We start from the raw sequence: 24799 nt of genomic DNA on the forward strand, positions 1-24799 counted from the left end.
CGGGCAGCCGGGTCGCTATTCCTCCAAATCCTTGCGGAACGGGGTATGCTCTTCGAGATATTCGCTCATCCGCTCCACCTCATGGCGTTCGCGCCTGAGATAGTCGGCAACGGCGTTGCGCAGGCCGGGATGGGCGATGTAGTGCGCCGAATGCATGGTCACCGGCCGGTAGCCGCGCGCCAGTTTGTGCTCGCCTTGCGCGCCTGCCTCGACCACCTTCAGCTTGCGCTCGATGGCGAAGTCGATCGCCTGATGGTAGCAGACCTCGAAATGCAGGAAGGGATGATCCTCGATGCAGCCCCAGTTGCGGCCATAGAGTGCGTCGGAGCCGATGAAATTGATGGCCCCGGCAATGTAGCGCCCGTTGCGCCTGGCCATTACCAGAAGGATGTCGTCGGCCATGCGCTCGCCGATCAGCGAGAAGAACTGCCGGTTGAGATAGGGGCGGCCCCATTTGCGGCTGCCGGTGTCCATGTAGAAGGCATAAAAATCGTCCCAGGCCTTTTCGGTGATGTCCTTGCCGGTCAGCCGGTCGATCGAAATGCCATCTGCAAGCGCCTCGCGCCTTTCCTTCTTCATCGCCTTTCGCTTGCGTGAGGCAAGGGTGGCGAGGAAGTCGTCATAGGTCGAAAAGCCTTCGTTGAAGAAATGGAATTGCTGGTCGGTGCGGTGCAGGAAACCTGCCGCTTCCAGCACCTTCACGTCGCTCTCTTGCGCGAAGGTGACATGCGCGGAAGAGACGCCGAGTTTTTGCGTGACCGCTTTCAGACCCGCCGCGAGACCGGCCTTCACCGTGGCGCTGTCCTCGCCCTTGCTGACCAACAGGCGAGGGCCGGTGACCGGCGTGAACGGCACAGCGCTTTGCAGCTTGGGATAGTAGCGGCCGCCGGCCCGCTCGAAGGCATCCGACCAGCCATGATCGAACACATATTCGCCCTGGCTGTGCGACTTGAGATAGCAGGGAACCGCGCCGAGCAATCTTCCTTGCCCATCCTCCAGCCTGAGATGGTGGCCCTGCCAGCCGGTGCGCCGCACGGCGCAGCCGGACTCTTCGAGCGCGCTCAGGAAAGCGAATGAAACGAGTGGGTTGTAGCCATTTTCTGCGTCGCCGCGCGTGGTCCCGCCGAGGCTGTCCCATTCATCGCAGGTGAAAGCGCCGATGCCCGCGGCGACGCGGATCGAATAGTTCGCATTTGCTATTTGGCCATCGCCCTCGTCGCCTTGATCCATGAGGCTTATTTAAGCTCCGTCCCGCTCGGTACAAGTCACGTTTCAGGCACTCAGGCGACTTTGACCAGATCGGGTTCGAACCCTTCGAATGTCATCTGGTCGGCGTATCTGAAGGTCAGGTCGACAGCCGGCTGGTCATGCACGGTCCAGGTGATGACAGGCATTTTCAGCTTTTCACGCACGAAGCTGACGAACCGGTTCGGCAGGTCACCGGCGGCATAGGAGGTGAAGGCGATCTCGTGCGCAAGCATGGCGAAATGCGCTTCGATCAACCTGACGTCGTTGCCGTAGGCGGTGAGTCCCCCCGGGATACCCGGCGCGTCCTTCGGGAAATCGCGGATCAGCCAGTGGTCGAACGACATGATCGCGGCTTTGCCCTTGTAGCGCTTGAGCATCTTGCCGACGCTTGCCACCAAGCCTTCGTCATAGCCTGGCACGCCCTTCAGTTCGACGACCAGCGGCACGCGGCCATCGATCAGGTCGAGCACTTCCTGCAGCGTCGGCACATGGTCTGCCGTGCCACCGATCTTGAGCGCCGCCAGTTCCGCCGCGCTGCGCTGCCAGACGAAGCCGTCCTGGCCGGTCAGGCGCTTGAGATCGCCATCATGGATGATGACGGGAACGCGGTCAGACGACAGGTGCACATCGCATTCGATGGCATAGCCACGCTCGGCCGCGGCCGCAAAGGCGGAAAGCGTGTTTTCCCAGCGCTTCTTGTTCATGTCGTGAAAGCCGCGATGGGCGACGGGCCGGGCGGTCAGCCAGGATAGGTCGGTCATATCTGTCCCCTGGCTCATTCGACTTCGAAGACGGCTTCGATTTCCACTGCGGCATTAAGCGGCAGGCAGGCGGTGCCGACAGCCGAGCGTGAATGCTTACCGCGTTCGCCGAGGGCCGCAACCAGGAAATCGGAGGCGCCGTTGGCAACCAGATGCTGTTCGACAAACTCAGGTGTCGAAGCCACGAAAACGGTGATCTTCACCAGCCGGCGGATTTTCTCGAGGTCGCCGAGCGCTGCCTTGGCCTGCGCCAGGATGTTGATCGCGCAGTGCTTTGCCGCGTCCTTGCCGCCTGCCGTGTCGACATCGCGGCCAAGCAGTCCGCTCGCCTGCAGCTTGCCATCCTTGAGCGGCAACTGCCCGGCGGTGAACAGCAAATTGCCGGTCCTGCAATAGGGCACGTAGTTGGCGGCGGGCGCGGCGGCGACAGGAAGCGTCACGCCCAGATCGCTTAGCCGCTTTTCGATTGTTTCACTCATGGTATTTCCCTATTGCTTGGTGACGCCGCGCTGGCCGGGCCGAAATTGCTATTTTTGCCTCGCTTCCGCCATGACTTTTTTTAAGCTGGACCATCTTTCCCTGCGGCATACCATCAGCCGCGACGATCGGAGTACCTTATGCGCGCAGCGCGCCTTGCATTCCATGCCGTCCTGTTGTCGGGGATCTTCTCGATCGGCCCGGCCTTTGCCGCGCCGGCGCTGCAAGCCCACCGCGCCGTCTACGACCTTACCCTGAAAAAGGCGTCCGATCAGTCCGGCATCACAGGCATATCCGGTCGCATGGTCTATGAGTTCAACGGCTCTGCCTGTGAAGGCTATACGGTGAAATTCCGTTTCGTGACCCAGATCGTGACCGCCGACAACACCAGGCTGACCGACCAGCAGACAACCACTTTCGAGGATGCCGAAGGCAAAACATTCTCGTTTGTGACGAAGTCCTTCGTCGATCAGAACCTCGACAAGGAGGTCAAGGGCATCGCCACGAAGGAGACCAAGGGCCTGAAGGTCGATATCGACAAGCCGGAAAAGAACAGCGTCGAGCTGTCGACCACCCAGTTCCCGACCCAGCATCTGGTCGAACTGATCGGCAAGGCCGAAAAGGGCGAGAATTTCTACGAAACCAATCTGTTCGACGGTTCCGAAGATGCCAACAAGGTGATGACCACCACCGTCGTCGTCGGCAAGAAAACCGATGCCGACAAGGCCGATCCGGAGGCTCCGGCACTGGCGAAGCTCGCCACCGAAAAGTATTGGCCGGTCGACATCGCCTATTTCGACGACACCGGCAAGACCGGCGAAGAGGTGCCGGAATACCGCATCAGCTTCAAACTGCATGAGAACGGCATCACCCGTGACCTCACCATGGACTATGGCGACTTCTCGATGACGGGCAAGCTGGTCAATCTGTCGCTGTTCGACCAGACGAAAGCCTGCCCGACGAAATAAGGCTTCGATCCGGACCGGTTAAGCATGCCACGCCGTGGCGAACGACTTGAACGTGCCGCAATTTTCTCTCAACCTCTCCCCAGCGTCCAGGCGCAAGGGGGGAGCAGCTTGAGCAAGATCGATGTCTTCGTTGCGCCGAGACCTAGCCGGTTACTGATCAGGGCCATGACATCCGTTAACCGGATCGTCATGCTGCGCGGCATTCCCGGATTTCGCGATCTGTTGCCGTTCAACCGCCTAGCCGGTTTGCGCGGCGTCTCCAATGTCCGCCACATCGACTTGCCCGACGCCGACCTTGAGCAGCTGAAGGCCAGTTGCGGGGCGGGGAAGGCGACCTTCATCACGCCCAATCACCCCGAGTTCTTCACCGACTGGATGATCGACAAGGAGATCGTCTCGCAGGTCAGCCCGCTCACTGCGTCATGGGCGACGAATGGCGTCGTCAACGGTCTCGGCAGAATGATGCAGAAATTCTGGCTGGCCAACAACCTGATCGCCCAGATTCCGGGCAACAGCGGGGCAGCTAAGGAACACTCCATCGCCTGGGCCTTGAAGGGCCATGGCGTGCTGCTGCATCCCGAAGGCGGCGTCGGCTGGCATGCCAATGTCGTCGCGCCGCTGCTGCCGGGTGCCGTGGAGATGGGGCTTGAGGCTCTCCGGCGCGGCCGGGCCACGGATCCGGATTTCAAGGTCTGGATCGCGCCGGTCGTCTGGAAGCTTGCCTTCACCGGGAATGTCGAAGCGGCGCTGGCAAAGGAATGCGCCTATGTCGAGAAAAGCCTGAAGATAGAACGCCAGGCGACCGACACACTGCCGCAGCGCATCCACCATGTCTATTCGACGCTGCTGACCCGCGATGAAGCCGCCTGCGGCATACAATCCGACGAAGGCGCGACATATACCGAGCGCCGGAAAGCGTTGGTCATCGAGCTCGGCCGCCGGCTCGGCGAGAGCATCTCGGCCGACACTGCCATCGATACCGCCGAGCTTCTGCGTCGGGCGCGTCGCTGGCAGCGCGAAAACACCGGCGATGCGGAACGGCAAAAGGAGGTTCGCACGCTTGCCGACACCATTCAGAGGCTACAACGCGTCGGGCCCTGGGCCTCGGCCAACCCGCGCATCACCCAGGAGGAGATCGCCGAACATCTGAAGCGGATCCGCAACGATTATTGCCGGAACGGACTACGTGACACGATGAACCGGTTCATTCCGCAGCCGGCCGGGCCGCGTTGCGCCCACATCCGGGTGCCGGAGGCGCTGGGCCTGCATGCGTATGCGGGCTCGATCGATGATGCGGTTGCCGAACTGCACCGTCGCATGCAGGAAACCGTCACCAGCACCGTGACCGAGCTTGCGGCCAAAGGCAGCTTCATTTTCTATCCGAATCCATTCTATCGTCACTGACATCCGGACGGGCCATGTGGCCGACTGTCGTGAAAGATGGAAGGCAGACAGCAAGCTTCATGGCAGTCTATGTCGACGCAGCGATCTGGAATTGGGCTGGCCATCGCTGGTGCCATCTGTTGGCCGACGACACCGACGAACTGCATCGCTTCGCCGCGGAGCTGGCGATCAAGCGTTCATCCTACCAGGGGCCGCCCAAGACATCGGCGCCGCATTATGACATAACCGGCTTCGAGCGCGACCGTGCGGTGCGGCTCGGCGCCATCGAATGCAGCCGCGAGGAGATCGTCGCGATCTTTCGGCGGGTGCGGGTGCCGAAGGGAAAGGTCCGATCGTGACGCTGACAGCATTTCTGACTTACTGCGCTGCGATCACTCTTGCCGCCGCGACGCCGGGACCGGCGATGTTCGCGGTCATCACCAACGGCGTGTCGCGCGGGTTCCTTCGCGCGTTCATGGCCGGAGTCGGTGTTGCCGCCGGCGATGCCGTGCTGGTCACACTGGCATTGCTCGGACTGGTGGCGCTGGCCCAGACGTTCGAATGGATTTTCCTGCTGCTGAAATATGCGGGCGCTGCCTATCTGATCTTTCTCGGCGTCAGGATGTGGCGCGCGGCCGCGCAATCGAATGAGCCGCAGGCGACGCAGGCAAGATTGTCGCGGTCATTCTTCCTCGGTGCGTCCATTGCGCTCGGCAATCCGAAGGCGATCCTGTTCCACGCCTCGATCATGCCGCTGATCCTGAACCTCGACACCATGACCCTTGCCGACGGCCTGCTGGTGGTCCTGGTCGTGATCAGCGTCAACATCCTCACTATGGGTTTCTATGCTGCGCTCGCGGGCAGGGCTTCGGGCTGGTTCAGGACGCCGAGGCGCATGCGACTGATGAACCGGTTTGCCGGCAGTGCCATGATCGGCACCGGGGCGCTGATTGCCGCACGCTGAGCGTGAAGCGCCGCACGGCTTGCGTTTGTCGCGTATCCCCTCTATATGCGCGCTCATTCCACACACGGACTTTGGTGTCTGCCCGGGAGAAATCCGGCTGAAACCTCCGGTGGCGTTCGAGGACAAAGTCCAAAAATGCCTGTGTCCGTGGAGGCTAACCGGAAAGGAACTTTGAATGGCACTGCCTGATTTCAGCATGCGCCAGCTTTTGGAAGCTGGCATTCACTTCGGCCACCAGACCCACCGCTGGAACCCGAAGATGGCGCCCTATATCTACGGCGCACGCAATAACATCCACATCATCGACCTCTCGCAGACGGTGCCTTTGCTGCACCAGGCGCTGAAGCAGGTGTCCGACACTGTCGCCAAGGGCGGCCGCGTGCTGTTCGTCGGCACCAAGCGCCAGGCGTCCGACATCGTCGCCGATGCGGCACAGCGTTCGGCTCAGTACTATGTCAACTCGCGTTGGCTCGGCGGCATGCTGACCAACTGGAAGACGATCTCGAATTCGATCCAGCGCCTGCGCAAGCTCGACGAGATGCTGGCCGGCGAGGCCCAGGGCCTGACCAAGAAGGAGCGCCTCAACCTCGATCGCGAGCGCGAGAAGCTCGACAAGGCGCTGGGCGGCATCAAGGACATGGGCTCGACGCCCGACCTGATGTTCGTCATCGACACCAACAAGGAAGCGATCGCCATCCTCGAGGCCAAGCGTCTCGGCATCCCGGTCGTCGCCATCATCGATTCGAACTGCGATCCCGACAAGATCGACTTTCCGATCCCCGGCAATGACGACGCGGCCCGCGCCATCCAGCTTTATTGCGATCTGATCGCCAAGGCTGCGATCGACGGCATCGCCCGCCAGCAAGGCGCGCTCGGTATCGACATCGGTGCTTCGGTCGAAGCCCCGGTCGAGCCGGCGCTCGAGCCGGCCCCGGCCCCGGCGTCGGAAGCCCCCGAAGCTTGACAATCGACGGCCGGTTGCGGCCTTCATCTTTCTCATATTTTGGCACGCTAAACAGACGCATCATCGAATATCGATGGTGCGTCGGTGCATTTAAAACCAAAGAGGCGACAATGAGCATTTCGGCTGCACAGGTCAAAGAACTCCGCGACTTGACCGGCGCGGGCATGATGGATTGCAAGGCGGCGTTGACCGAGACCAACGGCAACATGGAAGAAGCCGTCGACTGGCTGCGCAAGAAGGGTATTTCCAAGGCCGACAAGAAGGCTGGACGTACCGCGGCTGAAGGCCTGATCGGCGTCGATTCCGGCGTTCGCGAGGCTGCCGTGGTAGAAGTCAATTCCGAGACCGACTTCGTTGCCCGCAATGCCGCGTTCCAGGAAATCGTCGCCAAAATTGCCAAGGTTGCTCTGGCCTATGGCACGACAGAAGCTGTGGCTGCCGCAAAGTATCCGGGTTCTGACAAGTCGGTTGCCGATACAATCAAGGACGCTGTCGGCACCATTGGCGAGAACATGGGCTTCCGCCGTTCGGCCAAGCTGACCGTTCCGCACGGTGCCGTCGCGACCTACGTCCACAACGCGGTTGCCGATGGTCTCGGCAAGCTCGGCGTTCTGGTCGCCATCGAGACCACGGGCAACGAGCATGCAGCGCATGCTTTCGCTCGTCAGGTCGCCATGCATGTTGCCGCCACCAATCCGATGGCGCTGACCGCTGAGCAGATCGATCCGGCCGCGGTCGAACGCGAGAAGGCGATCTTCTCCGACCAAGCGCGCCAATCCGGCAAGCCGGAAGCGATTATCGAGAAGATGGTCGAAGGCCGTCTGCGCAAGTTCTACGAGGAGGTCGTGCTGCTGAAGCAGGCTTTCGTGCTCAATCCCGACATCACCGTCGAGAAGGCGCTGAAGGATGCCGAGAAGGACATCGGCGCGCCGGCCAAGATCACGGCTTACCTGCGCTTTGCGCTGGGCGAGGGCATCGAGAAGGAAGAGACCGATTTCGCGGCGGAAGTCGCGGCCGCGGTCAAGAAGTAACTTCCTACCGCTTTATTCCGAAAGCGTTTTTCGGCCGGATGTCCGCAGGGATGTCCGGCCGATTTCTTGTGCGGTGTCGATAAAGGCCCGCAGTTTCGGCGCCATCGCCGCCCGGCGCGGGAAATAGAGGAAAAGGCCGGGTTCCTCGATTGCCGACTGCGGCAGAACCTGCACCAGGCGGCCGGCCGCAAGATCGGCGCGCGCCAGCGGCTCGAACATATAGGCAAGGCCCACTCCGGCAAGCGCCAGGGCAATCGCCGCGAGCGAATCCGTGACGATGGCCGTACCGCCGGTCTCCATGACGACATCCTTGCCATCTTCGGTCAAATCCCAGCGATAGAGGGCACCGGAGCGGACAAGCCGGTAGCCGATGCAATTGTGGTTGGCGAGATCGGCGACGCAACGCGGACGGCCGCGGCGTCCGATATAGTCGGGAGAGGCGACGATGACGGCTTTGAACGGAGGCGTGAGCCGCACGGCCACCATGTCCTGCGCGATCATCTCGCCCAGCCGGATGCCCGCATCAAAGCCTTCGCCGACGATGTCGACCAGCCCCTGGTCGGCGAAAATCTCCACCGTAACGTCCGGATAGCGCTCGGCCATCGCCGCGACGACAGGCGTCACCGCCAATGGAATCGCGATGGTGGAGGCGTTGATCCTGAGCAGGCCGGAGGGCCTGCCCTTGACGCTGCGGATTCGGTCGATCCGTTCACCAATATCCTGAAGGGCAGGGGCCGCGGTCTCCACCAACGCCTTTCCGGCTTCGGTCAGCGAAACGCTGCGCGTCGTGCGTGCGAACAAGGGCTGGCCGATACGCTCCTCGACCAGCCGCACGGCATGGCTGACCGCTGACGGGCTCATGCCGAGTTCGGCCGCCGCAAGCGCGAACCCGCCGCGCCGGGCAACGGCAACGATCACAGGCAAATGTATGAGGAGATCGCGGTCCATTCATGAGCAATATCGCATTGTCTTTGCGAACTATGCAATCTTATCGACGCCGATTCAGTGGTCTACTTTGTCGCCAACACATCGGCGCCCACACTTTGCCGATCGACTGATGGCATCAGGAGGAGAGACATGAATGCGTTGAAGCACGTAACGTTCGCGGCAGGCATGGCGCTGGCGCCCATTGATACCGGCGGGGCGGAACCTTCCGGCTGGCAGGCGCTAGCGGACGAACGCGCGGTCATCCGGATAGCCGATGGCATCGACCGCGCCGTCGACGCGCAGGACTGGAAACTGGCGCGCAGCTATTTCGCGGATCGGGTCACCGCCGATTTCAGCAGCCTGTCCGGGCAGCCGGCGGCCAACATCGCCTCCGACGACCTGATCGGCGCCTGGGCCGGCAACCTCAAGGGTAGCAAGACAAGCCTGCATCTGCGCACCAACCATCAGGTCGCTCTCCAGGCGAACACGGCGACGGTCCGTTCGAACGGCTATGCCTGGAACCGGATGGAGGGCAATGGCGACCCGCATTGGGAAGTCTGGGGCACCTATGAGCATCACTTGACGCGCTCCGCCGCCGGCTGGAAGGTCGACGGCTTCGCGTTCCACATGACGCATGAGCGCGGCAACCCGTGGGTCAAGGCAACCCCGGGCAATGACACGGCGGGCCAGTGACGCCACGGCATTCACCAGCAAGCATTGGAAGACGATCATGACCATGACCTATTACACGCTCGGCAACAGCGGCCTCAGGGTCAGCCGGCTGGCGCTCGGCACGATGACTTTCGGCAAGGAATGGGGGTGGGGAGCAGACAGGGACACGGCCCGCGCCATGTTCGACGCCTACGTCGAGGCGGGCGGAAATTTCTTGGATACGGCGGACCTCTACACTGGCGGCACGGCCGAAGCCTGGCTTGGCGAATTCATCGCCGAGCGAGGCTTGCGCGACACCGCGGTGATCGCCAGCAAGTTCACCATGAACATGCAGCCGGGCAATCCGAATGCCGGCGGCAACGGCCGCAAGAACATTATGCGGGCGGTTGATGCCTCACTGAAGCGGTTGGGCACTGACTATATCGATCTCTATCTCATGCATGTGTGGGACAGGCTGACGCCGGCCGAAGAGGTCATGCGTACGCTGGATGACCTGGTGCGGATGGGCAAGGTGCGCCATGTCGGCCTGTCCGATGTGCCGGCCTGGTATGCGGGGCGCGCGCAGACGATTGCCGAACTGCGCGGATATGAGCCGGTTTCGGCCCTGCAACTCGAATATTCCCTGGCCGAACGCGCGATCGAGAACGAGTTCGTGCCTTTCGGCTTGCGCCATGGCGCCGGCATCATGGTCTGGAGCCCGCTCGCCGGCGGGCTGCTCAGCGGCAAGTATCGGCCGGCCCGGGCCGGAAATGTGGGCCGGCTCGACGGGTTCCGCAATTCGACGCATCCGGGCTTCCAGAAATTCACTAAGCGTAACTGGGCCATCGTGGCCGAACTCGAGAAGGTTGCATCCGAACTCGGCCGCAGCATGCCACAGGTCGCGCTCAACTGGGTGGCGACGCAGCCGGGGATCGCCACCGTCATCATTGGTGCGACCACGCTGGCCCAGATACAGGACAATCTTGGCGCGCTGGACTTCGAGATTCCGCCAGGGCTTCGCGACCGGCTGGATTCGGTCAGCAGAACGCCCGCGTCGTTCCCCTATTCCTATTTCGGGCCGCAGATACAGGCGCGCGTCACAGGCGGTGCCGCAACCGGCGACAAGCCCTCCGGCTACGCATCGCCGGTGCTTGTCGAGGGCGAGCCAGCCAGCGTGTCCGCCGACTGATCGATCCGGCAGGTTACCACCAATTTGCCGGTCGGGCGCCGCGTGACATCGCGGCGCCCTTCGTGTATCGGAACGCGATTGTTCGGGGCGGTGACTGCGCGAGGGTTGCCACCCGGAACGCGCCACACGCAAATGACGAGGACCAGATGACGGTGAAGCCCCTCTACCGACGTGTCTTGCTGAAAGCGTCGGGCGAAGCATTGATGGGCGAACAGCATTTCGGCATCGACGTTTCGGTCGTCGATCGCATCGCCGGCGACATCGCCGAGGCGCGTGCACTGGGCATCGAGGTCGGCGTCGTCATCGGCGGCGGCAATATCTTTCGTGGCGTGGCCGTTGCTTCCAAGGGCGGCGACCGTGTCACCGGCGACCACATGGGCATGCTTGCGACGGTCATCAATTCGCTGGCGCTGCGCACGTCATTGAACAAGATCGGTGTCGACGCCGTGGTGCTTTCGGCTATCGCCATGCCTGAGCTTTGCGAGAGTTTTTCGCAGCGCCAGGCGACCAGCTACATGAATCAGGGCAAGGTGGTGATCTTTGCCGGCGGCACCGGCAATCCGTTCTTCACCACTGATTCGGCCGCTGCACTTCGCGCGGCTGAAATCGGCGCCGACGCGCTGTTCAAGGGCACCCAGGTCGACGGGGTCTACTCGGCGGACCCGAAGAAGGACCCAAATGCGACACGTTTCGAGCGCATCAGCCATGGCGAAGTCATAAATCGCGGCCTTTCCATCATGGATACGGCAGCGATTGCACTTGCGCGCGAAAACAACATTCCGATAATCGTCTATTCGATCCACGAAAAAGGTGGTTTCGGCGATATTCTAAGGGGCGGCGGCCGCTGCACGGTCGTCACGGACGATTGACCCGGGCCTGATCCCGAAGAAAGGGAAGCAGGCTCGAACACGGCCCCGAAGCAGTGAACCCGCGTCAGACGGGTCGAGGAGATTAAGATGAGTGGTGAGTACGACGATCTCAAGCGGCGCATGGATGGAGCAATCGCAGCGTTCAAGCATGATCTGGCTTCGCTGCGGACCGGTCGCGCCTCCAGCAATCTGCTCGATGCGATCCAGGTGCAGGCCTATGGCACCACGATGCCGATCAACCAGGTCGCCAACGTCTCGGTGCCGGAGCCTCGTATGATCTCGGTATCGGTCTGGGACAAGTCGATGGTCGGCGCGGGCGCCCGCGCCATCCGCGAATCCAATCTGGGTTTCAATCCGATCGTCGACGGCACCAATCTCAGAATTCCACTGCCCGAACTCAACGAACAGCGTCGCAAGGAACTGGTCAAGATCTCGCACACCTATGCCGAGAATGCCCGGGTCGCCGCGCGCCATGTGCGCCGCGACGGCATGGACTTCCTGAAGAAAGCGGAGAAGGACGGCGAGATCAGCGAAGACGATCAGCGCAAGCGCTCGGACCAGGTCCAGAAACTTACCGACGAGACGATCAGCACCATTGACCACCTGCTTTCCGATAAGGAAGCTGAAATCATGCAGGTTTAGGGTCGTGGCCATAGGCTGACCCGAAAGCGAGAACATGGCAACGCCCGCGCATGTCGCGATCATCATGGACGGAAACGGACGCTGGGCCAAGGCGCGCGGCATGCCTCGTCTTGCGGGCCATCGTGCCGGCGTCGAGGCGCTGCGCAAGACGGTGCGCGCCGCACCCGGGCTCGGCATCTCCTACCTGACCGTCTATGCGTTCTCGTCGGAGAACTGGTCGCGGCCGAAGTCCGAGGTCAGCGACCTGATGGGCCTCCTGAAAATGTTCATCCGCCGGGACCTGGCCGAACTGCACCAGAGTGGCGTGCGGATCAGAATCATCGGCGACAGGGCAGGGCTGCAGCCCGATATCAGGGGGCTGCTCGACGAGGCCGAATCGCTGACATCAGCCAATGAATCGCTGACGCTGGTGATCGCCTTCAACTATGGCGGACGCGACGAGATCGTGCGCACGGCGCGCAAGCTTGCTTCGGCGGTGGCGCGTGGCGAACTCGAGAGCGACGCGATATCAGCCGAAAGCTTTGCCGGCGCCCTCGACACGCATGGCATTCCCGACCCCGAGCTGGTCATCCGCACCAGCGGCGAGCTCCGGCTGTCGAACTTCCTTTTGTGGCAGGCCGCCTATAGCGAGCTCGTCTTCCTGCCTTGTTATTGGCCCGACTTCAGCCGCGAGCATCTTGCCGAGGCGTTGCGTGAATTTGCCGGCCGCGAACGCCGATTCGGCGGACTTGGAGCCCAGGACGTCGCTTCGCGACCGGCCGCGGGATGAGCAATCTCCGGCTGCGCGTCATTTCGGCGATCGTGCTTGCCATCATCACCCTTGGCTTGACCTGGCTCGGCGGTCTGCCGTTCCGCTTGCTGTGCGCCGTGATCGCTGGGGTCATCTTCTATGAATGGACCCGCATGTCGCGCCCGGCCGGGGCCACGGGTCTGGCTTTTCTGCCGGAAGCGCTGCTGGTTGTCTTCATTGGCGCCTTGATTGGCGGCCTTGGCGCGTCCTGGCTGTTGCCATTTGTCGTGGTCATGGTTGCCACAACGGCGATTGCCGCATCGGTCCGCAAGGCCGGGCAATGGGACGCGAGCGGTCTTGCCTATGCTGCCGTTTCAGGCCTGTCGCTGGCCTTGCTGCGCGACGGTGACCGTTCGGGCCTTGTCGCCATCCTGTTCCTGTTCGCGGTCGTCTGGGCCACCGATATCTTTGCCTATTTCGTTGGCCGTGCGGTTGGAGGCCCGAAGCTGGCGCCGGCGATCTCACCTGGCAAGACACGCAGCGGCGCGCTCGGCGGCGCTGTCGGAGGCGTCGTCGCGGGGCTGATCCTCGGCGCCATTGCCGGTGTCGGCAACCTGGTGTTGCTCAGCCTGGTGGCGCTCGTGCTGTCAATTGTCTCACAGGCCGGGGACCTGTTTGAATCCTGGGTCAAACGCCGCCACGGCCGCAAGGATTCGGGTACGCTGATCCCAGGCCATGGTGGCGTGATGGATCGCGTCGATGGGCTTGTCGCGGCGGCTTTCGCCCTATACGTCATTGGCTGGATTTCGGCGACCGCCGATCATCCGGCGCAGGGTCTGTTCCCCGTTTGAGTGGTGTCATTTCAGGTCCGATGCGCGATGCGCCTTGGATTCGCCCGGATTGGTGTCACAGTCACGGCGCAATCCGCGCTGTGGAAGAATTTGAGGGTTTGTCTTGAACGAGATTCTTCACGCGCTTTTCAGCACAGAAGGCTTTGTCCTCGGCACGCTGGTGCCGTTCCTCTTCGTGCTGACCGTGGTCGTATTCGTCCATGAGATGGGCCATTACCTTGTCGGGCGCTGGTGCGGCATCGGCGTCAAGGCCTTCTCGATCGGCTTCGGTCCGGAACTCATCGGCTTCAACGACAGCCACGGCACGCGCTGGAAACTCTGCGCGATACCGCTTGGCGGCTATGTCAAATTCGTCGGCGACATGAGCGCCACCTCGAGCCAGCCCTCGTCGGAAGAACTCAAGACGCTGACGGAGGAAGAGCGCAAGGTCGCCTTTCACACGCAGCCGATCTGGAAGCGCGCGGCAACAGTGGTGGCCGGGCCAGTGTTCAATTTCCTGCTGACGATCGTCGTCTTTGCCGTGCTGTTCACTGCCTATGGCCGTTATGTCGCGGAGCCGATGGTGGCCGAGGTGACGGCCGACAGCCCGGCGGCGAAGGCCGGCATCCTGCCCGGCGATCGATTCGTCAGCGTCGACGGCAACAAGGTCGAAACCTTTGGCGACGTCCAGCGCCTGGTCTCGGGCCGCGCCGACGACATTATTACCTTCGTCATGCTGCGCGGCGGCAAGGAGGTCACGGTGACCGCGGCGCCGCGGCTAATGGAACAGGAAGACGCGCTCGGCAACAAGGTCAAGGTCGCCGTGATCGGCGTCGTCAACAACAAGGAACTCGGCCAGCCGCGACTCGTCACCTACACACCCGTCGGGGCGGTTGCAGCGGCCGTCCAGGAAACCGGGCATGTCATCCAGCGCACCGGCCAGTTCCTGCAGCGCTTTGTCGTTGGGCGCGAGGACAAATGTCAGCTGGGCGGCCCCGTGAAGATCGCGGACATGGCCGGCAAGGCGGCGAAACTGGGATTCGAATGGCTCGTGCAGCTGGTTGCAATGCTGTCGGTTGGCATCGGGTTTCTCAACCTTTTGCCGATTCCCCCCCTCGACGGCGGCCATCTCCTGTTCTACGGGGTGGAGGCCGTCATTCGCCGTCCGGTGTCGGAACGGATGATGGAAATGGCCTATCGGGCCGGGTTGCTTCTGGTGCTGTGCTTCATGGGGTTCGTTTTCTGGAACGATCTGTTTGGATGCTGAAATCATGAAGAAATTCGGCTTCTGCATGGCCGGTGTTGAGACGCCGTTTACCATGCACGGGGATATGAGTGACGCGAAAGCCACGCCGCAAGGCTAAGTAAATACAAATTAACCAGAAGCCTTGCGTGTAGGGAAAATCCGGTTAATACGGTAGGGGAAATTACCGCACGTCCGGTTTTCTCGCCGTGGGGACTACGAGAAAAGGTTATTAAGCCCGATGAAGGCAGCATCCAAGTTTCTGAGCGCCGCTTCCGCGGTGACCCTGTCCGCGGCTCTTGTCGTGCCAGGCGCTCTCGCAGTGCAGTTCGTTGCCACATCGGCGGCCGAAGCCGCTGTCGTCAGCAGAGTCGAAGTGAGCGGCAACCAGCGTATCGACGCTGAGACAATCCGCAATTACATCACCATCAAGCCGGGCAAGGCGTTCTCCAGTTCCGATATCGACAGCGCCATCAAGGCGCTGTTCGGCACCGGCCTGTTCTCGGATGTGCAGATCAACCAGGTCGGATCGACCCTGGTGGTCAAGGTTGCCGAGTACCAGGTCGTCAACCAGGTGCTGTTCCAGAACAACAAGAAGCTCAAGGACAATGCGCTTGCGGCGGCGGTGCAGCTGAAGCCGCGCGGGACGTTCTCGCAGGCAACGCTCGATGCCGACGTCGAATCGATCAAGGCTGCCTACAAACGTATCGGCCGGGACGATGTGACAGTGACCACTCAGGTCATGCAGCTCGGCGACAACCGCGTGAACGTGGTCTTCAACATCACCGAAGGCGAACGTACGCAAATCGCGGCGATCAATTTCGTCGGCAACAGCGCCTATTCGAGCCGCCGCCTGTCGGATGTGATCAATACCAAGCGTTCGTCGTGGGTTTCGTTCATCCTGCGCGACGACGTCTATGACGAGGACAAGCTGCGCGCCGACCAGGAACTGCTGCGCCGCTTCTACTACAATCACGGCTATGCCGACTTCCAGGTCGTGTCCGCAGTCGGCGAACTCGACAGCGCGACGAACAAGTACACGGTCACCATTACCGTCCAGGAAGGCGACCGCTACACATTCGGTGACGTCAGCGTCGAAAGCACGATCCCGGAAGTAGACGGCAAGGCACTGGAATCGGTGATCGAGACCCGCAAGGGCGACGTCTACAACGCCAAGGACGTCGAGGATTCCATCATTGCCCTGACCGAGAAGGTGGCCGGTTCCGGCTATGCCTTCGCGCAGGTGACGCCACGCGGCGACCGCAATTTCGAAAACCACACCATTTCGGTGGTCTACACGATCGACCAAGGCACCAAAGCCTATATCGAGCGCATCGAGATCCGTGGCAACGACCGCACGCGCGATTATGTCATCCGTCGCGAGTTTGACGTCAGTGAGGGCGACGCCTTCAACCAGGTGCTCATCCAGCGCGCGAAGAAGCGTCTGGAAAACCTTAATTACTTTGACAAAGTCGATATCTCGACCGTTCCGGGCTCGCAGCCTGACCAGGTCGTTCTGGTGGTCGACGTGGTCGAGAAGTCGACCGGTGAATTCTCGGTTGGTGCTGGCTATTCGACCGGTGGCGATACGGCTGGCCCATCCGTCGAAGGGTCGATCACCGAGCGCAACTTCCTTGGTCGTGGCCAGTTCATCAAGGTGTCGGCAGGCGGCGGCAAGAATTCGCGCGATTACAGCCTGTCCTTCACCGAGCCCTATTTCCTCGGACGGCGTATCGCTGCCGGCTTCGACATCTTTAAGCAGACCCGGAACTACGATCACTACGACAGCGACACCACGGGTGCGACCGTTCGCTTCGGTCTGCCGATCACGGACAGCATCTCGACGCAGCTCGCGTACAACATCTCGCAAGAGAAATACAAGCTGGATGATGGTTGCGTGACCGATGGCGTTTATGACCCCCTTAAGTGCAAGGTTTCAGACGCTATCCTGGATGGCATAGAGCAAAGTCCATGGATCAAGTCTTCTGTCAGCCTGGGGCTGGTCTACAACACTATCGACGACATGAAGAACCCGCATGAGGGTATCTACGCCAACACGACTGTGGAGGTTGCAGGTCTCGGTGGCGATGCAAAGTTCGTCAAGATCACCGGACGGGGCAGCATCTACCAGACGTTGTCTGAGCAATATGATCTGGTCGGGCTTATTTCGGGCGGCGCCGGTCATGTCGAAGGCTACGGCGGCGATGGCGATCTGCGCGTGTTCGATCACTTCCAGAGCAGCGACCGAATGATCCGCGGCTTCGCTTACGGTGGCATTGGTCCCGTCGACAGTGATGGTGCGGGCGACCACCTGGGCGGCACCACCTATTTCAATGCTTCGGCGGAAGCCCAGTTCCCGCTGCCGGTAGTTCCGGAGAGTTTCGGCCTGCGCGGCGCGGTGTTTGCGGACGCGGCAACGCTCTACGGCAGCAAGGTCGCCCACGATTTGGTCGACCAGTCGTCGGTCGACATGAAGCTGCGCGCCTCGGTCGGTGTCGGCCTTATGTGGGCGTCGCCGTTCGGTCCGATCCGTATCGACTATGCGATCCCGGTCAAGAAGGAAGCGTCCGACGATGTGCAGGAATTCAACTTCGGCATATCGACCCGCTTCTGATCGGTGGCCAACGATGCTCCCGGGTCTTTAAGGTCCGGGAGAAAATGTTCCGATCTAGCTGGATATAGCTTCTGGAATGACCGATCCGGTGTTCTTCGCGCCATCACGCCGGTATACGGCGGGCGAAGTCGCGAATCTGACCGGCTCGGTGCTTGTCGATTCCGGCCAATCCGATATTTTCATCGATGCGCTCGCGCCGGCCAGCGAAGGCGGTGAGAATGCGCTCGTATTTGTCGACGGCAGGCGTAATTCCGCGCTGATGCCGTCGCTGCGGGCGGCCGCGGTGCTGTGTCCGGCGGAATTTGCCGGCAAGGCGCCGGCCGGCATGGCCGTTCTGGTTCATGCCCGTCCGCAGCAGGCCTTCGCGCTGGTCGGACGGCTGCTGTTTCCGAGGGCGGCGACGCCGGGACCGATGACCAGTGAAACCGGTGTCTCGCCGCATGCTCATGTCGATGTGACCGCGCATGTCGAAGCAGGTGCCATCGTCGAGGCCGGAGCGGTCATCGGGCCGGGAGCGTCGATCGGCAGCGGTACCGTCATCGCGCCCAATGCGGTCATCGGACAATCCTGCCAGATCGGCCGCGACGGTTATGTCGGTCCCGGCGCCAGCATCCAGTATGCCTTGATCGGCAACCGCGTCATCATCCATGGCGGTGCCAGGATCGGCCAGGATGGTTTTGGCTTCGTCGGTGGCGCCAAGGGCCCGGAACGCGTGCCGCAGATCGGCCGTGTCGTCATTCAGGACGACGTCGAGATCGGCTCCAACACCACCGTCGATCGCGGCGCCATGTCCGATACGATCATCGGCCAGGGTACCAAAATCGACAATCTCGTGCAGATCGCCCATAACGTTCGCATCGGTCGCAATTGCATAATCGCCGGGCTTTCGGGTATTTCTGGGTCCGTGGTCGTAGGTGACAATGTCACAATGGGCGGTGGCGTCGGGCTTGCGGATCACCTAACCATCGGGACAGGGGCCAAGCTTGCCGCCAGAAGTGGATTTATGAGCAATGTCCCTGCAGGCGAGATCTGGGGCGGTTATCCGGCACAGCCGATGGCGGAAGCCATGCGGGAGATAGCCATGCTGCGCAAGCTCGCCAGGAGCCGCAAAAAGGGCGAGGGAGGCAATGGCTGACATGATCGCGTCGACGACGCTGGAAGCGGTCGACATTATGGGGCTGATAAAGCTCTTGCCGCACCGCTATCCGTTCCTGATGATCGATCGCATCGTCGACATCGATGGCGACGAGTCCGCCGTCGGCATCAAGAACGTGACCATAAACGAGCCACATTTTCAGGGGCATTTTCCAGAGCAGCCTGTGATGCCAGGTGTGCTTATCGTCGAAGCGATGGCGCAGACGGCTGGTGCCATCTGCATCCGTAGCCTCGGGACTGAAAAGCCGTCGCTGGTCTATTTCCTGACCATCGACAACGCCAAATTCCGCAAACCGGTCGTCCCCGGCGACCAGTTGAAGATCTATGTCAAGAAAATCAAGAAACGCGGCAATCTGCTCAAATTCGCTTGTGAAGCCATGGTCGACGGCGCCAAGGCGGCCGAGGCCGAGATTTCAGCCATGATGGTCACCAGCGACTGACGATCGAATGCTTATGAAAATCAAGACATCCATCCATGTTTCTTCCGTTGTGGAGGAAGGCGCCCAAATCGGCGACGGTGTGCGCATCGGACCGTTCTGCCACGTCGGCGCCGATGTCGTGATCGGCGACGGCGTCGAACTGGTCAGTCATATCTCGGTAATGGGCGCGACTTCAATCGGTGCTTCGACCAAGGTCTACCCAATGGCGACATTGGGCGCCCCACCACAGAACACCAAGCACAGGGGCGGCCGCACCACCCTGGTCATCGGCCAGAACTGCACGATCCGCGAAGGCGTGACCATGCATCTCGGCACCGATTCCAGCCGCGGCGAGACGACGGTCGGCGACAATGGCAATTTCCTTGCCTACGCCCACATCGCCCATGATTGCGTGGTGGGCAACAACGCGACGTTCGCCAACGGCGCGACGCTGGGCGGCCACTGCGAGGTCGGCAACAATGTCTATATCGGTGGGCTGACCGCCGTGCATCAGTTTGTCCGCATCGGCGACAACGCCTTTCTGGGCGGCTGCTCGGCGATCGTCGGCGACGTCATTCCCTATGCCATCGCGGTCGGCAACCGTGCCAGCCTGCGCGGCCTCAACATCATAGGCCTGAAGCGCTCCGGCCTGCCGAGATCCGAGATCCATGTGCTGCGCAAGGCCTACAGGATGATCTTCGACCGTTCCCGCACAGTTGGCGAGAACATCGAATTCGCCAAGGCGGAGTTCGCGTCTTCGCCGACCGCCATGAAAATCATCGATTTCATCTCCAGTCGCGGCAAGCGGCACTACGCTGTGCCGTCGCTCAAGGGCGGCGATGGCGACGATGTCGATGACGAAGACTGAGACAGCGGCAGCGCGTCTTGATCTCCCGCCAGGCGCCAGGGTCGGCATTATCGCCGGCGGTGGCAGTCTGCCCGTAGAGGTCGCGGCCGGTTCGGCTGAACAAGGCTATCCGCCCTTTGTCATCCTGATGGACGGCGAGGTCGACCGCACGGCGGAGCTCTCCCGGTATGAGCATGAAAGCCTCGCTCTGGAAGGCATCGGCTCGCTGATATCGTTGCTGCGGCGGCACCGGATCACCCATCTGGTGCTTGCCGGGGAGATCAAGCGCCGGCCAAGACTGACACAGCTGCGTCCAAGTCTCGGTCTGCTCGCAGTGATACCGGTCGTTGTCGCGGCGCTGGCGCGTGGCGATGATGGCCTGCTGAAGGTCTTGGCGCGAGGCCTCGAAGCGCGGGGAATAAAGGTCGTCGGCGCCCATGAGATCGTGCCGAACCTTGTCGCTGCCGAAGGCGTGCTGACGAAAGCCTCGCCAAGGAAATCCGACTGGCGCGACATCGAGGCCGGCCTTGCGGCGGCAAAGGCCATAGGGGCGCTCGATATTGGCCAGGCGGCGATCGCCGTCGGCGGCCGGACCATCGCGTTGGAAGGTATCGAGGGAACAGCAGGACTGCTCGACCGTGCGAAGCTGCTGCGTGGCCACGGCCGTATTGCCGGCAAGACCCGCGGTGTCCTGGTCAAGTGCGCCAAGCCTGGTCAGGAACTGCGCGCGGATCTTCCCTCCATCGGCCCGCAAACGGTCGAAGCCGTGCATGCGGCCGGGCTTGCCGGCATTGCCGTGGAAGCGGGACGTTCGCTGGTTCTCGAAGGCCCGGAAACCATCGCGTGCGCCAACGCGCTTGGTCTGTTCGTCATTGGTCTGCCTGCCGCGACGGAGCCACGCAATGGTTGACAGGGCATTGAAGATCGCAATCGTTGCCGGCGAGGAGTCCGGCGATCTGCTCGGTGCCGACATCGTGCGTTCGCTCAAGCAGGCTACCGGGCGCGACGTGCGACTCGTCGGCCTCGGCGGTCGCCATTTGCAGGCACAGGGACTGGTCCCGCCATTCGATGCCGGTGAGATCGCCCTCATGGGCTTCAGCGTCATCCTGCGCGACCTGCCGCGGCTGATGCGGCGGATCAACGAGCTGGCCAGGAGCGTTGCGGACGAGAAGCCTGATTGCCTCATCACCATCGACAGCCCGGACTTTTCGTTGCGCGTCGCCAAAAAGGTCCGTGCGGCCAATCCGTCGATCCCGATCATCCACTATGTCTGCCCGAGCGTCTGGGCGTGGCGGCCGGGCAGGGCGGCGGCGATGAAGCCCTATGTCGACCATATCCTCTGCATCCTGCCGTTCGAGGTGAAGGAGCTTGAGCGGCTGGGCGGCCCCCTGGGCACCTATGTCGGGCATCGCCTCATGCATGATGCGGGCGTGCTCAGCGCGGCCAAGGCACAGGACCTGCCGCGCGACCTTGCTGCGGACCGCGTGAAGACGCTGCTCGTTCTGCCCGGCTCGCGGCGCGGCGAGGTGCGTCGGCTGCTCGATCCGTTTGGCGAAACCGTGTCGATGCTGCGCGCGCGCGGGCACCGCCTGCGGCTGTTGCTGCCGACAGTTCCGCATGTCGCCGACCTGGTCAAATCCTCGGTAAACCGTTGGGATGAAAAGCCTGAGATCATCATCGATCCGCAGCGCAAATGGCAAGCGTTCGGCAAAGCCGATGCCGCACTCATCGCGTCCGGGACGGTGTCCCTGGAACTGGCGCTGGCCGGTGTGCCGATGATCTCCTGCTATCGGCTCGATCCTGTCGCGCGCGTCGTCGCGCCGTATATGGTTTCGGTCTGGTCGGCACTGCTGCCCAATCTGATCTCGGATCGAGCGTTGATCCCTGAATTCTACAATGAGTACGTCAAGCCGAACAATTTGGCTCGGCAATTGGAGGCGCTGTTTGCCGACAGCGGCATGCGGGCCTGGCAGAAGCAAGGCTTCGCCGAGATCACGCGGCGCATGGCGACCGAGAAGCCGTCCGGAGAGATCGCTGCGCAGGTCGTGATGCGGTACATTAAGAGAGCGAATAGCGAATAGGAAGAAGGCCGTTCTCACCGCCTCGGTCTATATGAGGGCATAGCGTTGGTTTCCCGCTAAACAACGCCAAGGGAGATCAAATCGCGAACACGAACCGGATGGTGTGCTGAACTTCTCTGTGGGTGGAACGTTGCCCTTCTCTCGTCGGTGGGAACTAGCAAGCAGCGCCACTTCCGGTCATTTGCGGTTATGGCGAACAAGGTCGCATGTATATCCGCAAGCAGACTTTCGGGCTTTTGCGGCATTTTGGAGTTCACTTGACGACCGAAAACTCGAACTGGTCCCCGCGGTAAACGGCCTTGTATTCGTCGTCGCGCCCTGGCGTCCTGAACACATTGCGAAAAATCGCCCCACAGCTTGTCAGTTCTATGGGAAAGGCGTTGCACAAGAAATCGCCTTGCACCCACGAGGTTCCTACGCGGCTCCTCTGGCCAACGGTCTCGCTGACGGCGCCGTCGACCGAGGTTGTGCGCTGCATCGGCAGGAACGTGGGCATTACCAATTTTCCGCGCGTTTCGTGCCCGAACATGAGAGACTTTATTTCCGCCCCTGTGAGCCGGTCCTTCGGATTCATGCCTGCCTTTGCCAATGCCGACAGCTCTGGCACACCTGCCTTGGTCAGCCCGGCCAAAAGGCGTTCGATATCGGCTGTATTCTTGAACACCATGTAATCCTGGGTCATCAACTGGCTCGGCTCCCATTCCATTCTCTGCGCAACAACCTTCCTAAGCGTTTCCAAAGCCGCCGCGGCCTGGTCTGTGCGCCCAAGATGCCCATAGGCCGAAATAAGGACCTGCAGGGCATAAAATTTCGCCCGTGGATCGGCCGATATAAGGTCCATCTTCTCGATAGAGCGAACCGCGTCCTCAAACTTCTCCTGGCCGAACTCGGCCAGTCCGGCTTGGTAGCGCCTGTAGTCCATCCACGAGTTTGGGTCGACGCGCGCAGCCGCATCGAGATAGCTAAGCACTTCCTTCGGCCTGCCGTTGAAATTCAGAGCATTGGCCAGCGAGAGATAATTCCAAGTATCGCTGGGATCTAGCGCCACCGACTTCAGAAGAACGGTAACTGCGTCGTCCGAGTCGTGCTCGCGGACCATCAACTCGGCGACGAGCTGATAGTAGCCCGGCGAAGGATACCTGGCCGCCGCTTCCAGGGTTTCATAGATCTTGCCCTGGGCCACGTCGGTCGTAAGCCCCATTACTACGACCCGACCGACATCCGCGTCCCAGTAGGCCCAGGCGAGCTGGGCGTACGCCGCGCCGAAATCGGGGTCGAGTTGCACGGCTTGCTGGAAATACTTCACAGCCTGCGCAAACTCCTCGGGCGTGTTGATACGGTTGTAGATGTCCATCCCCTTGAGATAGGCCTCATAGGCCTCGGGATTACTGGTGCCTCCGGCCCGGGTAGCCGGCGCGCCGCTCACCAGGCGGAGCTGGAGCGCACCCGCGATGCTGCTGACAACGCTGTCCTGCAGCGCGAATACGTCTGCCCACCGGCCGTCGAAACGCTCCGCCCAGAGATGTCTGGAAGTCGAGCCATCGATCAGCTGCGCATTGATGCGCATGTCGTCGCCGACGCGGCGAATCGAGCCTTTCAGCAGGTACCGGACGCCCAATGCCGCCGCAATCTCCGCCGGCTTTGGGTCCTTGTCCTTGTAAGCGGAGGCCGCGTTGGGGGAGAAGACGAAAAGACCCGGCACACGCGCCAGTGCGGTCGTCAGATCCTCGGTGAAGCCGTTGGCGAGATATTCTTGTTCCTTGTCGTCGCTGAGATTGTCGAAGGGCAGGACGACTAGCGAGGCCCGGGTGTCGGCTGCCTCGCTGACGGTCGGAACGGCAAGCTGTGCAGGCCTCTCCCACGGCTGCCACCATGCTACTGCAAGGCCGAGAGCCAGGACGAGAACACCCGCCGTGACTGGAAGACGCCAGGCGCGCGGCTGGCGGCGAGCATGGAGGGTCTTGCCCGCTGCCGCTGGATCAAGCAGTACGCGATACGCCCGAACTGGTTCGGTGATGTTCTTAACCCTCTGTTCGCCCATTGACGCAAATGTGAACGCTAGCTTCCTCTCGACCTCCTTGGCCACTTTTCCCGAGACGCAGATGCCGCCCGGTTCCGCTAACTGCTGAAGTCTGGCCGCGATGTTGACCCCATCGCCATACCGGTCGTCGCCGTCAACGATCACCTCGCCGAGGTTGATACCGATCCGCACCAGGATCTGTTCCGACTCGGGAAGCGAGGCGTTGCGCTCGGACAGGCCGCGCTGCAGCGACACTGCACATTCGACGGCATCGACGACACTGCCGAATTCGGCCAGCATCCCATCGCCCATCAGCTTGAAGATATGGCCGTGGTGGCGAGCGATTTCGGGTTCGAACAGCTCTTTGCGTCCGGCACGAAGGCGCTCGAATGTACCGGCCTCGTCGCGCTCCATCAGAGACGAATAGCCCACTACATCTGCGGCTAGAATCGCGGAAAGCTTGCGGTCCATTGTTGGCCTGGCCCCGGCGGAACATAGCATTGGTTGTTCCGATAAGAAACTGACCTCACCAGCACTCAGCAAATCCCTATTTTCCGCGCGTTCATTGATGGCTGATGCGGCGACGGTTGACCAATATCGTATTCTACCACATTCAAGACATTCGAGCTTACCTGTCGGAATGGCTCGTTTGGGTCATGGATGTGAATTCGGCCGAGCGGGTGGGAGCATATTGCCTTCTCCGGCGACTTCCTTTGGGATCGAGCAGCCAAAGCAGCCGGCCGGAAAGCTCTCAATCTGTCCGCGAAACAGCGGGCAGCATGACGA

24 protein-coding genes are annotated in these 24799 nt (G+C 61.6%); 19 read left to right on the plus strand and 5 right to left on the minus strand.

Going from position 1 to position 24799, the window contains the following annotated elements:
- Positions 1-15: 15 nt before the first annotated feature.
- The 3 genes from NKJ01_RS24565 to NKJ01_RS24575 are packed head-to-tail and all read right to left on the minus strand — an operon-like array spanning position 16 to position 2488.
- The gene (locus NKJ01_RS24565; RefSeq protein WP_352731735.1) at positions 16-1230 is read right to left on the minus strand and encodes a GNAT family N-acetyltransferase; all 1215 of its coding nucleotides are present in this window, start codon (positions 1228-1230) and stop codon (positions 16-18) included.
- Positions 1231-1280: 50 nt separating this feature from the next.
- Complete coding sequence (locus NKJ01_RS24570) at positions 1281-2009, minus strand: glycerophosphodiester phosphodiesterase (RefSeq protein WP_352606232.1); 729 nt, start codon at positions 2007-2009, stop codon at positions 1281-1283.
- 14 nt (positions 2010-2023) lie between these two features.
- Positions 2024-2488 (minus strand): RidA family protein, encoded by a 465-nt coding sequence (locus NKJ01_RS24575; protein WP_352606234.1) that lies wholly within the window; start codon positions 2486-2488, stop codon positions 2024-2026.
- Positions 2489-2626: 138 nt separating this feature from the next.
- Here NKJ01_RS24575 and NKJ01_RS24580 point away from each other — a divergent pair, with 138 nt between their 5' ends.
- The 6 genes from NKJ01_RS24580 (at position 2627) to tsf (ending at position 7796) form a co-directional block, all read left to right on the plus strand.
- Positions 2627-3454: a cell envelope integrity EipB family protein gene (locus NKJ01_RS24580; RefSeq protein ID WP_023759257.1), complete on the plus strand. Its 828-nt coding sequence runs from the start codon at positions 2627-2629 to the stop codon at positions 3452-3454.
- 165 nt (positions 3455-3619) lie between these two features.
- Positions 3620-4858, plus strand: coding sequence for a lysophospholipid acyltransferase family protein (locus NKJ01_RS24585; protein ID WP_352606236.1), 1239 nt, complete (start codon positions 3620-3622; stop codon positions 4856-4858).
- A 59-nt stretch (positions 4859-4917) separates the two neighbouring features.
- Complete coding sequence (locus NKJ01_RS24590; protein ID WP_352606238.1) at positions 4918-5196, plus strand: DUF4031 domain-containing protein; 279 nt, start codon at positions 4918-4920, stop codon at positions 5194-5196.
- Positions 5193-5801 (plus strand): LysE family translocator, encoded by a 609-nt coding sequence (locus tag NKJ01_RS24595; protein WP_352606240.1) that lies wholly within the window; start codon positions 5193-5195, stop codon positions 5799-5801. The genes NKJ01_RS24590 and NKJ01_RS24595 overlap by 4 nt, the downstream gene beginning before the upstream one ends.
- Before the next feature lie 175 nt (positions 5802-5976).
- Positions 5977-6765 carry a 30S ribosomal protein S2 gene (gene rpsB / locus NKJ01_RS24600; RefSeq protein ID WP_023759253.1) on the plus strand — a complete coding sequence of 263 codons (789 nt, stop codon included), beginning with the start codon at positions 5977-5979 and terminating at the stop codon, positions 6763-6765.
- A 110-nt stretch (positions 6766-6875) separates the two neighbouring features.
- On the plus strand, positions 6876-7796 hold the full coding sequence (tsf, locus tag NKJ01_RS24605) for a translation elongation factor Ts (protein ID WP_352606242.1): 921 nt from the start codon (positions 6876-6878) through the stop codon (positions 7794-7796).
- 12 nt (positions 7797-7808) lie between these two features.
- Here the strand turns inward: tsf and NKJ01_RS24610 are convergent, their stop codons facing one another.
- The gene (locus NKJ01_RS24610) at positions 7809-8744 is read right to left on the minus strand and encodes a LysR family transcriptional regulator (protein ID WP_352606244.1); all 936 of its coding nucleotides are present in this window, start codon (positions 8742-8744) and stop codon (positions 7809-7811) included.
- A gap of 129 nt (positions 8745-8873) precedes the next feature.
- Between NKJ01_RS24610 and NKJ01_RS24615 the strand changes: the two genes are divergently transcribed.
- From NKJ01_RS24615 to lpxB, 13 genes are all read left to right on the plus strand, one after another.
- Positions 8874-9416, plus strand: coding sequence for a nuclear transport factor 2 family protein (locus NKJ01_RS24615; RefSeq protein WP_352731741.1), 543 nt, complete (start codon positions 8874-8876; stop codon positions 9414-9416).
- Positions 9417-9453: 37 nt separating this feature from the next.
- The gene (locus NKJ01_RS24620) at positions 9454-10563 is read left to right on the plus strand and encodes an aldo/keto reductase (protein ID WP_352731743.1); all 1110 of its coding nucleotides are present in this window, start codon (positions 9454-9456) and stop codon (positions 10561-10563) included.
- Positions 10564-10709: 146 nt separating this feature from the next.
- Positions 10710-11432, plus strand: coding sequence for a UMP kinase (pyrH, locus tag NKJ01_RS24625; protein ID WP_023759248.1), 723 nt, complete (start codon positions 10710-10712; stop codon positions 11430-11432).
- 87 nt (positions 11433-11519) lie between these two features.
- Positions 11520-12074 carry a ribosome recycling factor gene (frr, locus tag NKJ01_RS24630; protein ID WP_352731745.1) on the plus strand — a complete coding sequence of 185 codons (555 nt, stop codon included), beginning with the start codon at positions 11520-11522 and terminating at the stop codon, positions 12072-12074.
- A 34-nt stretch (positions 12075-12108) separates the two neighbouring features.
- Positions 12109-12843, plus strand: coding sequence for an isoprenyl transferase (locus tag NKJ01_RS24635; protein ID WP_023759246.1), 735 nt, complete (start codon positions 12109-12111; stop codon positions 12841-12843).
- Positions 12840-13655, plus strand: a complete 816-nt coding sequence (locus NKJ01_RS24640) for a phosphatidate cytidylyltransferase (protein WP_352731747.1) — start codon at positions 12840-12842, stop codon at positions 13653-13655. Before NKJ01_RS24635 ends, NKJ01_RS24640 begins: the two co-directional genes overlap by 4 nt.
- 103 nt (positions 13656-13758) lie before the next feature.
- Positions 13759-14901, plus strand: a complete 1143-nt coding sequence (rseP, locus tag NKJ01_RS24645) for an RIP metalloprotease RseP (RefSeq protein ID WP_352731749.1) — start codon at positions 13759-13761, stop codon at positions 14899-14901.
- A gap of 217 nt (positions 14902-15118) precedes the next feature.
- A complete protein-coding gene (gene bamA, locus NKJ01_RS24650; RefSeq protein ID WP_352607478.1) occupies positions 15119-17491 on the plus strand; it encodes an outer membrane protein assembly factor BamA in 2373 nt (790 codons plus the stop codon).
- A 76-nt stretch (positions 17492-17567) separates the two neighbouring features.
- On the plus strand, positions 17568-18626 hold the full coding sequence (gene lpxD, locus NKJ01_RS24655; protein WP_023759241.1) for a UDP-3-O-(3-hydroxymyristoyl)glucosamine N-acyltransferase: 1059 nt from the start codon (positions 17568-17570) through the stop codon (positions 18624-18626).
- Positions 18619-19086 (plus strand): 3-hydroxyacyl-ACP dehydratase FabZ, encoded by a 468-nt coding sequence (gene fabZ, locus NKJ01_RS24660; RefSeq protein WP_023759240.1) that lies wholly within the window; start codon positions 18619-18621, stop codon positions 19084-19086. The genes lpxD and fabZ overlap by 8 nt, the downstream gene beginning before the upstream one ends.
- Positions 19087-19099: 13 nt before the next feature.
- Positions 19100-19933, plus strand: a complete 834-nt coding sequence (lpxA, locus tag NKJ01_RS24665; protein ID WP_023759239.1) for an acyl-ACP--UDP-N-acetylglucosamine O-acyltransferase — start codon at positions 19100-19102, stop codon at positions 19931-19933.
- Entirely contained in the window at positions 19905-20822 is a 918-nt protein-coding gene (locus tag NKJ01_RS24670; RefSeq protein ID WP_352731752.1) for an LpxI family protein, read from the plus strand. Before lpxA ends, NKJ01_RS24670 begins: the two co-directional genes overlap by 29 nt.
- Complete coding sequence (gene lpxB / locus NKJ01_RS24675) at positions 20815-21993, plus strand: lipid-A-disaccharide synthase (RefSeq protein WP_352731754.1); 1179 nt, start codon at positions 20815-20817, stop codon at positions 21991-21993. Before NKJ01_RS24670 ends, lpxB begins: the two co-directional genes overlap by 8 nt.
- Positions 21994-22246: 253 nt before the next feature.
- On the opposite strand, the gene NKJ01_RS24680 is transcribed toward lpxB, so the two are convergent.
- The gene (locus NKJ01_RS24680; protein ID WP_023759236.1) at positions 22247-24484 is read right to left on the minus strand and encodes an adenylate/guanylate cyclase domain-containing protein; all 2238 of its coding nucleotides are present in this window, start codon (positions 24482-24484) and stop codon (positions 22247-22249) included.
- Positions 24485-24799 lie beyond the last annotated feature (315 nt).

Origin of the sequence: Mesorhizobium sp. M0276 (assembly GCF_040321755.1) — a bacterium.
Taxonomy (GTDB): Bacteria; Pseudomonadota; Alphaproteobacteria; order Rhizobiales; family Rhizobiaceae; genus Mesorhizobium.

Bases quoted from the DNA above. Each gene is read 5' to 3' on its own strand.
- NKJ01_RS24580 (WP_023759257.1), top strand. From the start codon at position 2,627: ATGCGCGCAGCGCGCCTTGCATTCCATGCCGTCCTGTTGTCGGGGATC.
- NKJ01_RS24615 (WP_352731741.1), top strand. From the start codon at position 8,874: ATGAATGCGTTGAAGCACGTAACGTTCGCGGCAGGCATGGCGCTGGCG.
- NKJ01_RS24620 (WP_352731743.1), top strand. From the start codon at position 9,454: ATGACCATGACCTATTACACGCTCGGCAACAGCGGCCTCAGGGTCAGC.
- bamA (WP_352607478.1), top strand. From the start codon at position 15,119: ATGAAGGCAGCATCCAAGTTTCTGAGCGCCGCTTCCGCGGTGACCCTG.
- lpxA (WP_023759239.1), top strand. From the start codon at position 19,100: ATGAAAATCAAGACATCCATCCATGTTTCTTCCGTTGTGGAGGAAGGC.
- NKJ01_RS24670 (WP_352731752.1), top strand. From the start codon at position 19,905: ATGGCGACGATGTCGATGACGAAGACTGAGACAGCGGCAGCGCGTCTT.
- lpxB (WP_352731754.1), top strand. From the start codon at position 20,815: ATGGTTGACAGGGCATTGAAGATCGCAATCGTTGCCGGCGAGGAGTCC.
- NKJ01_RS24680 (WP_023759236.1), bottom strand. From the start codon at position 24,484: ATGGACCGCAAGCTTTCCGCGATTCTAGCCGCAGATGTAGTGGGCTAT.
- NKJ01_RS24610 (WP_352606244.1), bottom strand. From the start codon at position 8,744: ATGGACCGCGATCTCCTCATACATTTGCCTGTGATCGTTGCCGTTGCC.
- NKJ01_RS24635 (WP_023759246.1), top strand. From the start codon at position 12,109: ATGGCAACGCCCGCGCATGTCGCGATCATCATGGACGGAAACGGACGC.
- NKJ01_RS24575 (WP_352606234.1), bottom strand. From the start codon at position 2,488: ATGAGTGAAACAATCGAAAAGCGGCTAAGCGATCTGGGCGTGACGCTT.
- frr (WP_352731745.1), top strand. From the start codon at position 11,520: ATGAGTGGTGAGTACGACGATCTCAAGCGGCGCATGGATGGAGCAATC.
- tsf (WP_352606242.1), top strand. From the start codon at position 6,876: ATGAGCATTTCGGCTGCACAGGTCAAAGAACTCCGCGACTTGACCGGC.
- fabZ (WP_023759240.1), top strand. From the start codon at position 18,619: ATGGCTGACATGATCGCGTCGACGACGCTGGAAGCGGTCGACATTATG.
- lpxD (WP_023759241.1), top strand. From the start codon at position 17,568: ATGACCGATCCGGTGTTCTTCGCGCCATCACGCCGGTATACGGCGGGC.
- NKJ01_RS24640 (WP_352731747.1), top strand. From the start codon at position 12,840: ATGAGCAATCTCCGGCTGCGCGTCATTTCGGCGATCGTGCTTGCCATC.
- pyrH (WP_023759248.1), top strand. From the start codon at position 10,710: ATGACGGTGAAGCCCCTCTACCGACGTGTCTTGCTGAAAGCGTCGGGC.
- NKJ01_RS24570 (WP_352606232.1), bottom strand. From the start codon at position 2,009: ATGACCGACCTATCCTGGCTGACCGCCCGGCCCGTCGCCCATCGCGGC.
- NKJ01_RS24565 (WP_352731735.1), bottom strand. From the start codon at position 1,230: ATGGATCAAGGCGACGAGGGCGATGGCCAAATAGCAAATGCGAACTAT.
- NKJ01_RS24590 (WP_352606238.1), top strand. From the start codon at position 4,918: ATGGCAGTCTATGTCGACGCAGCGATCTGGAATTGGGCTGGCCATCGC.
- NKJ01_RS24585 (WP_352606236.1), top strand. From the start codon at position 3,620: ATGACATCCGTTAACCGGATCGTCATGCTGCGCGGCATTCCCGGATTT.
- rpsB (WP_023759253.1), top strand. From the start codon at position 5,977: ATGGCACTGCCTGATTTCAGCATGCGCCAGCTTTTGGAAGCTGGCATT.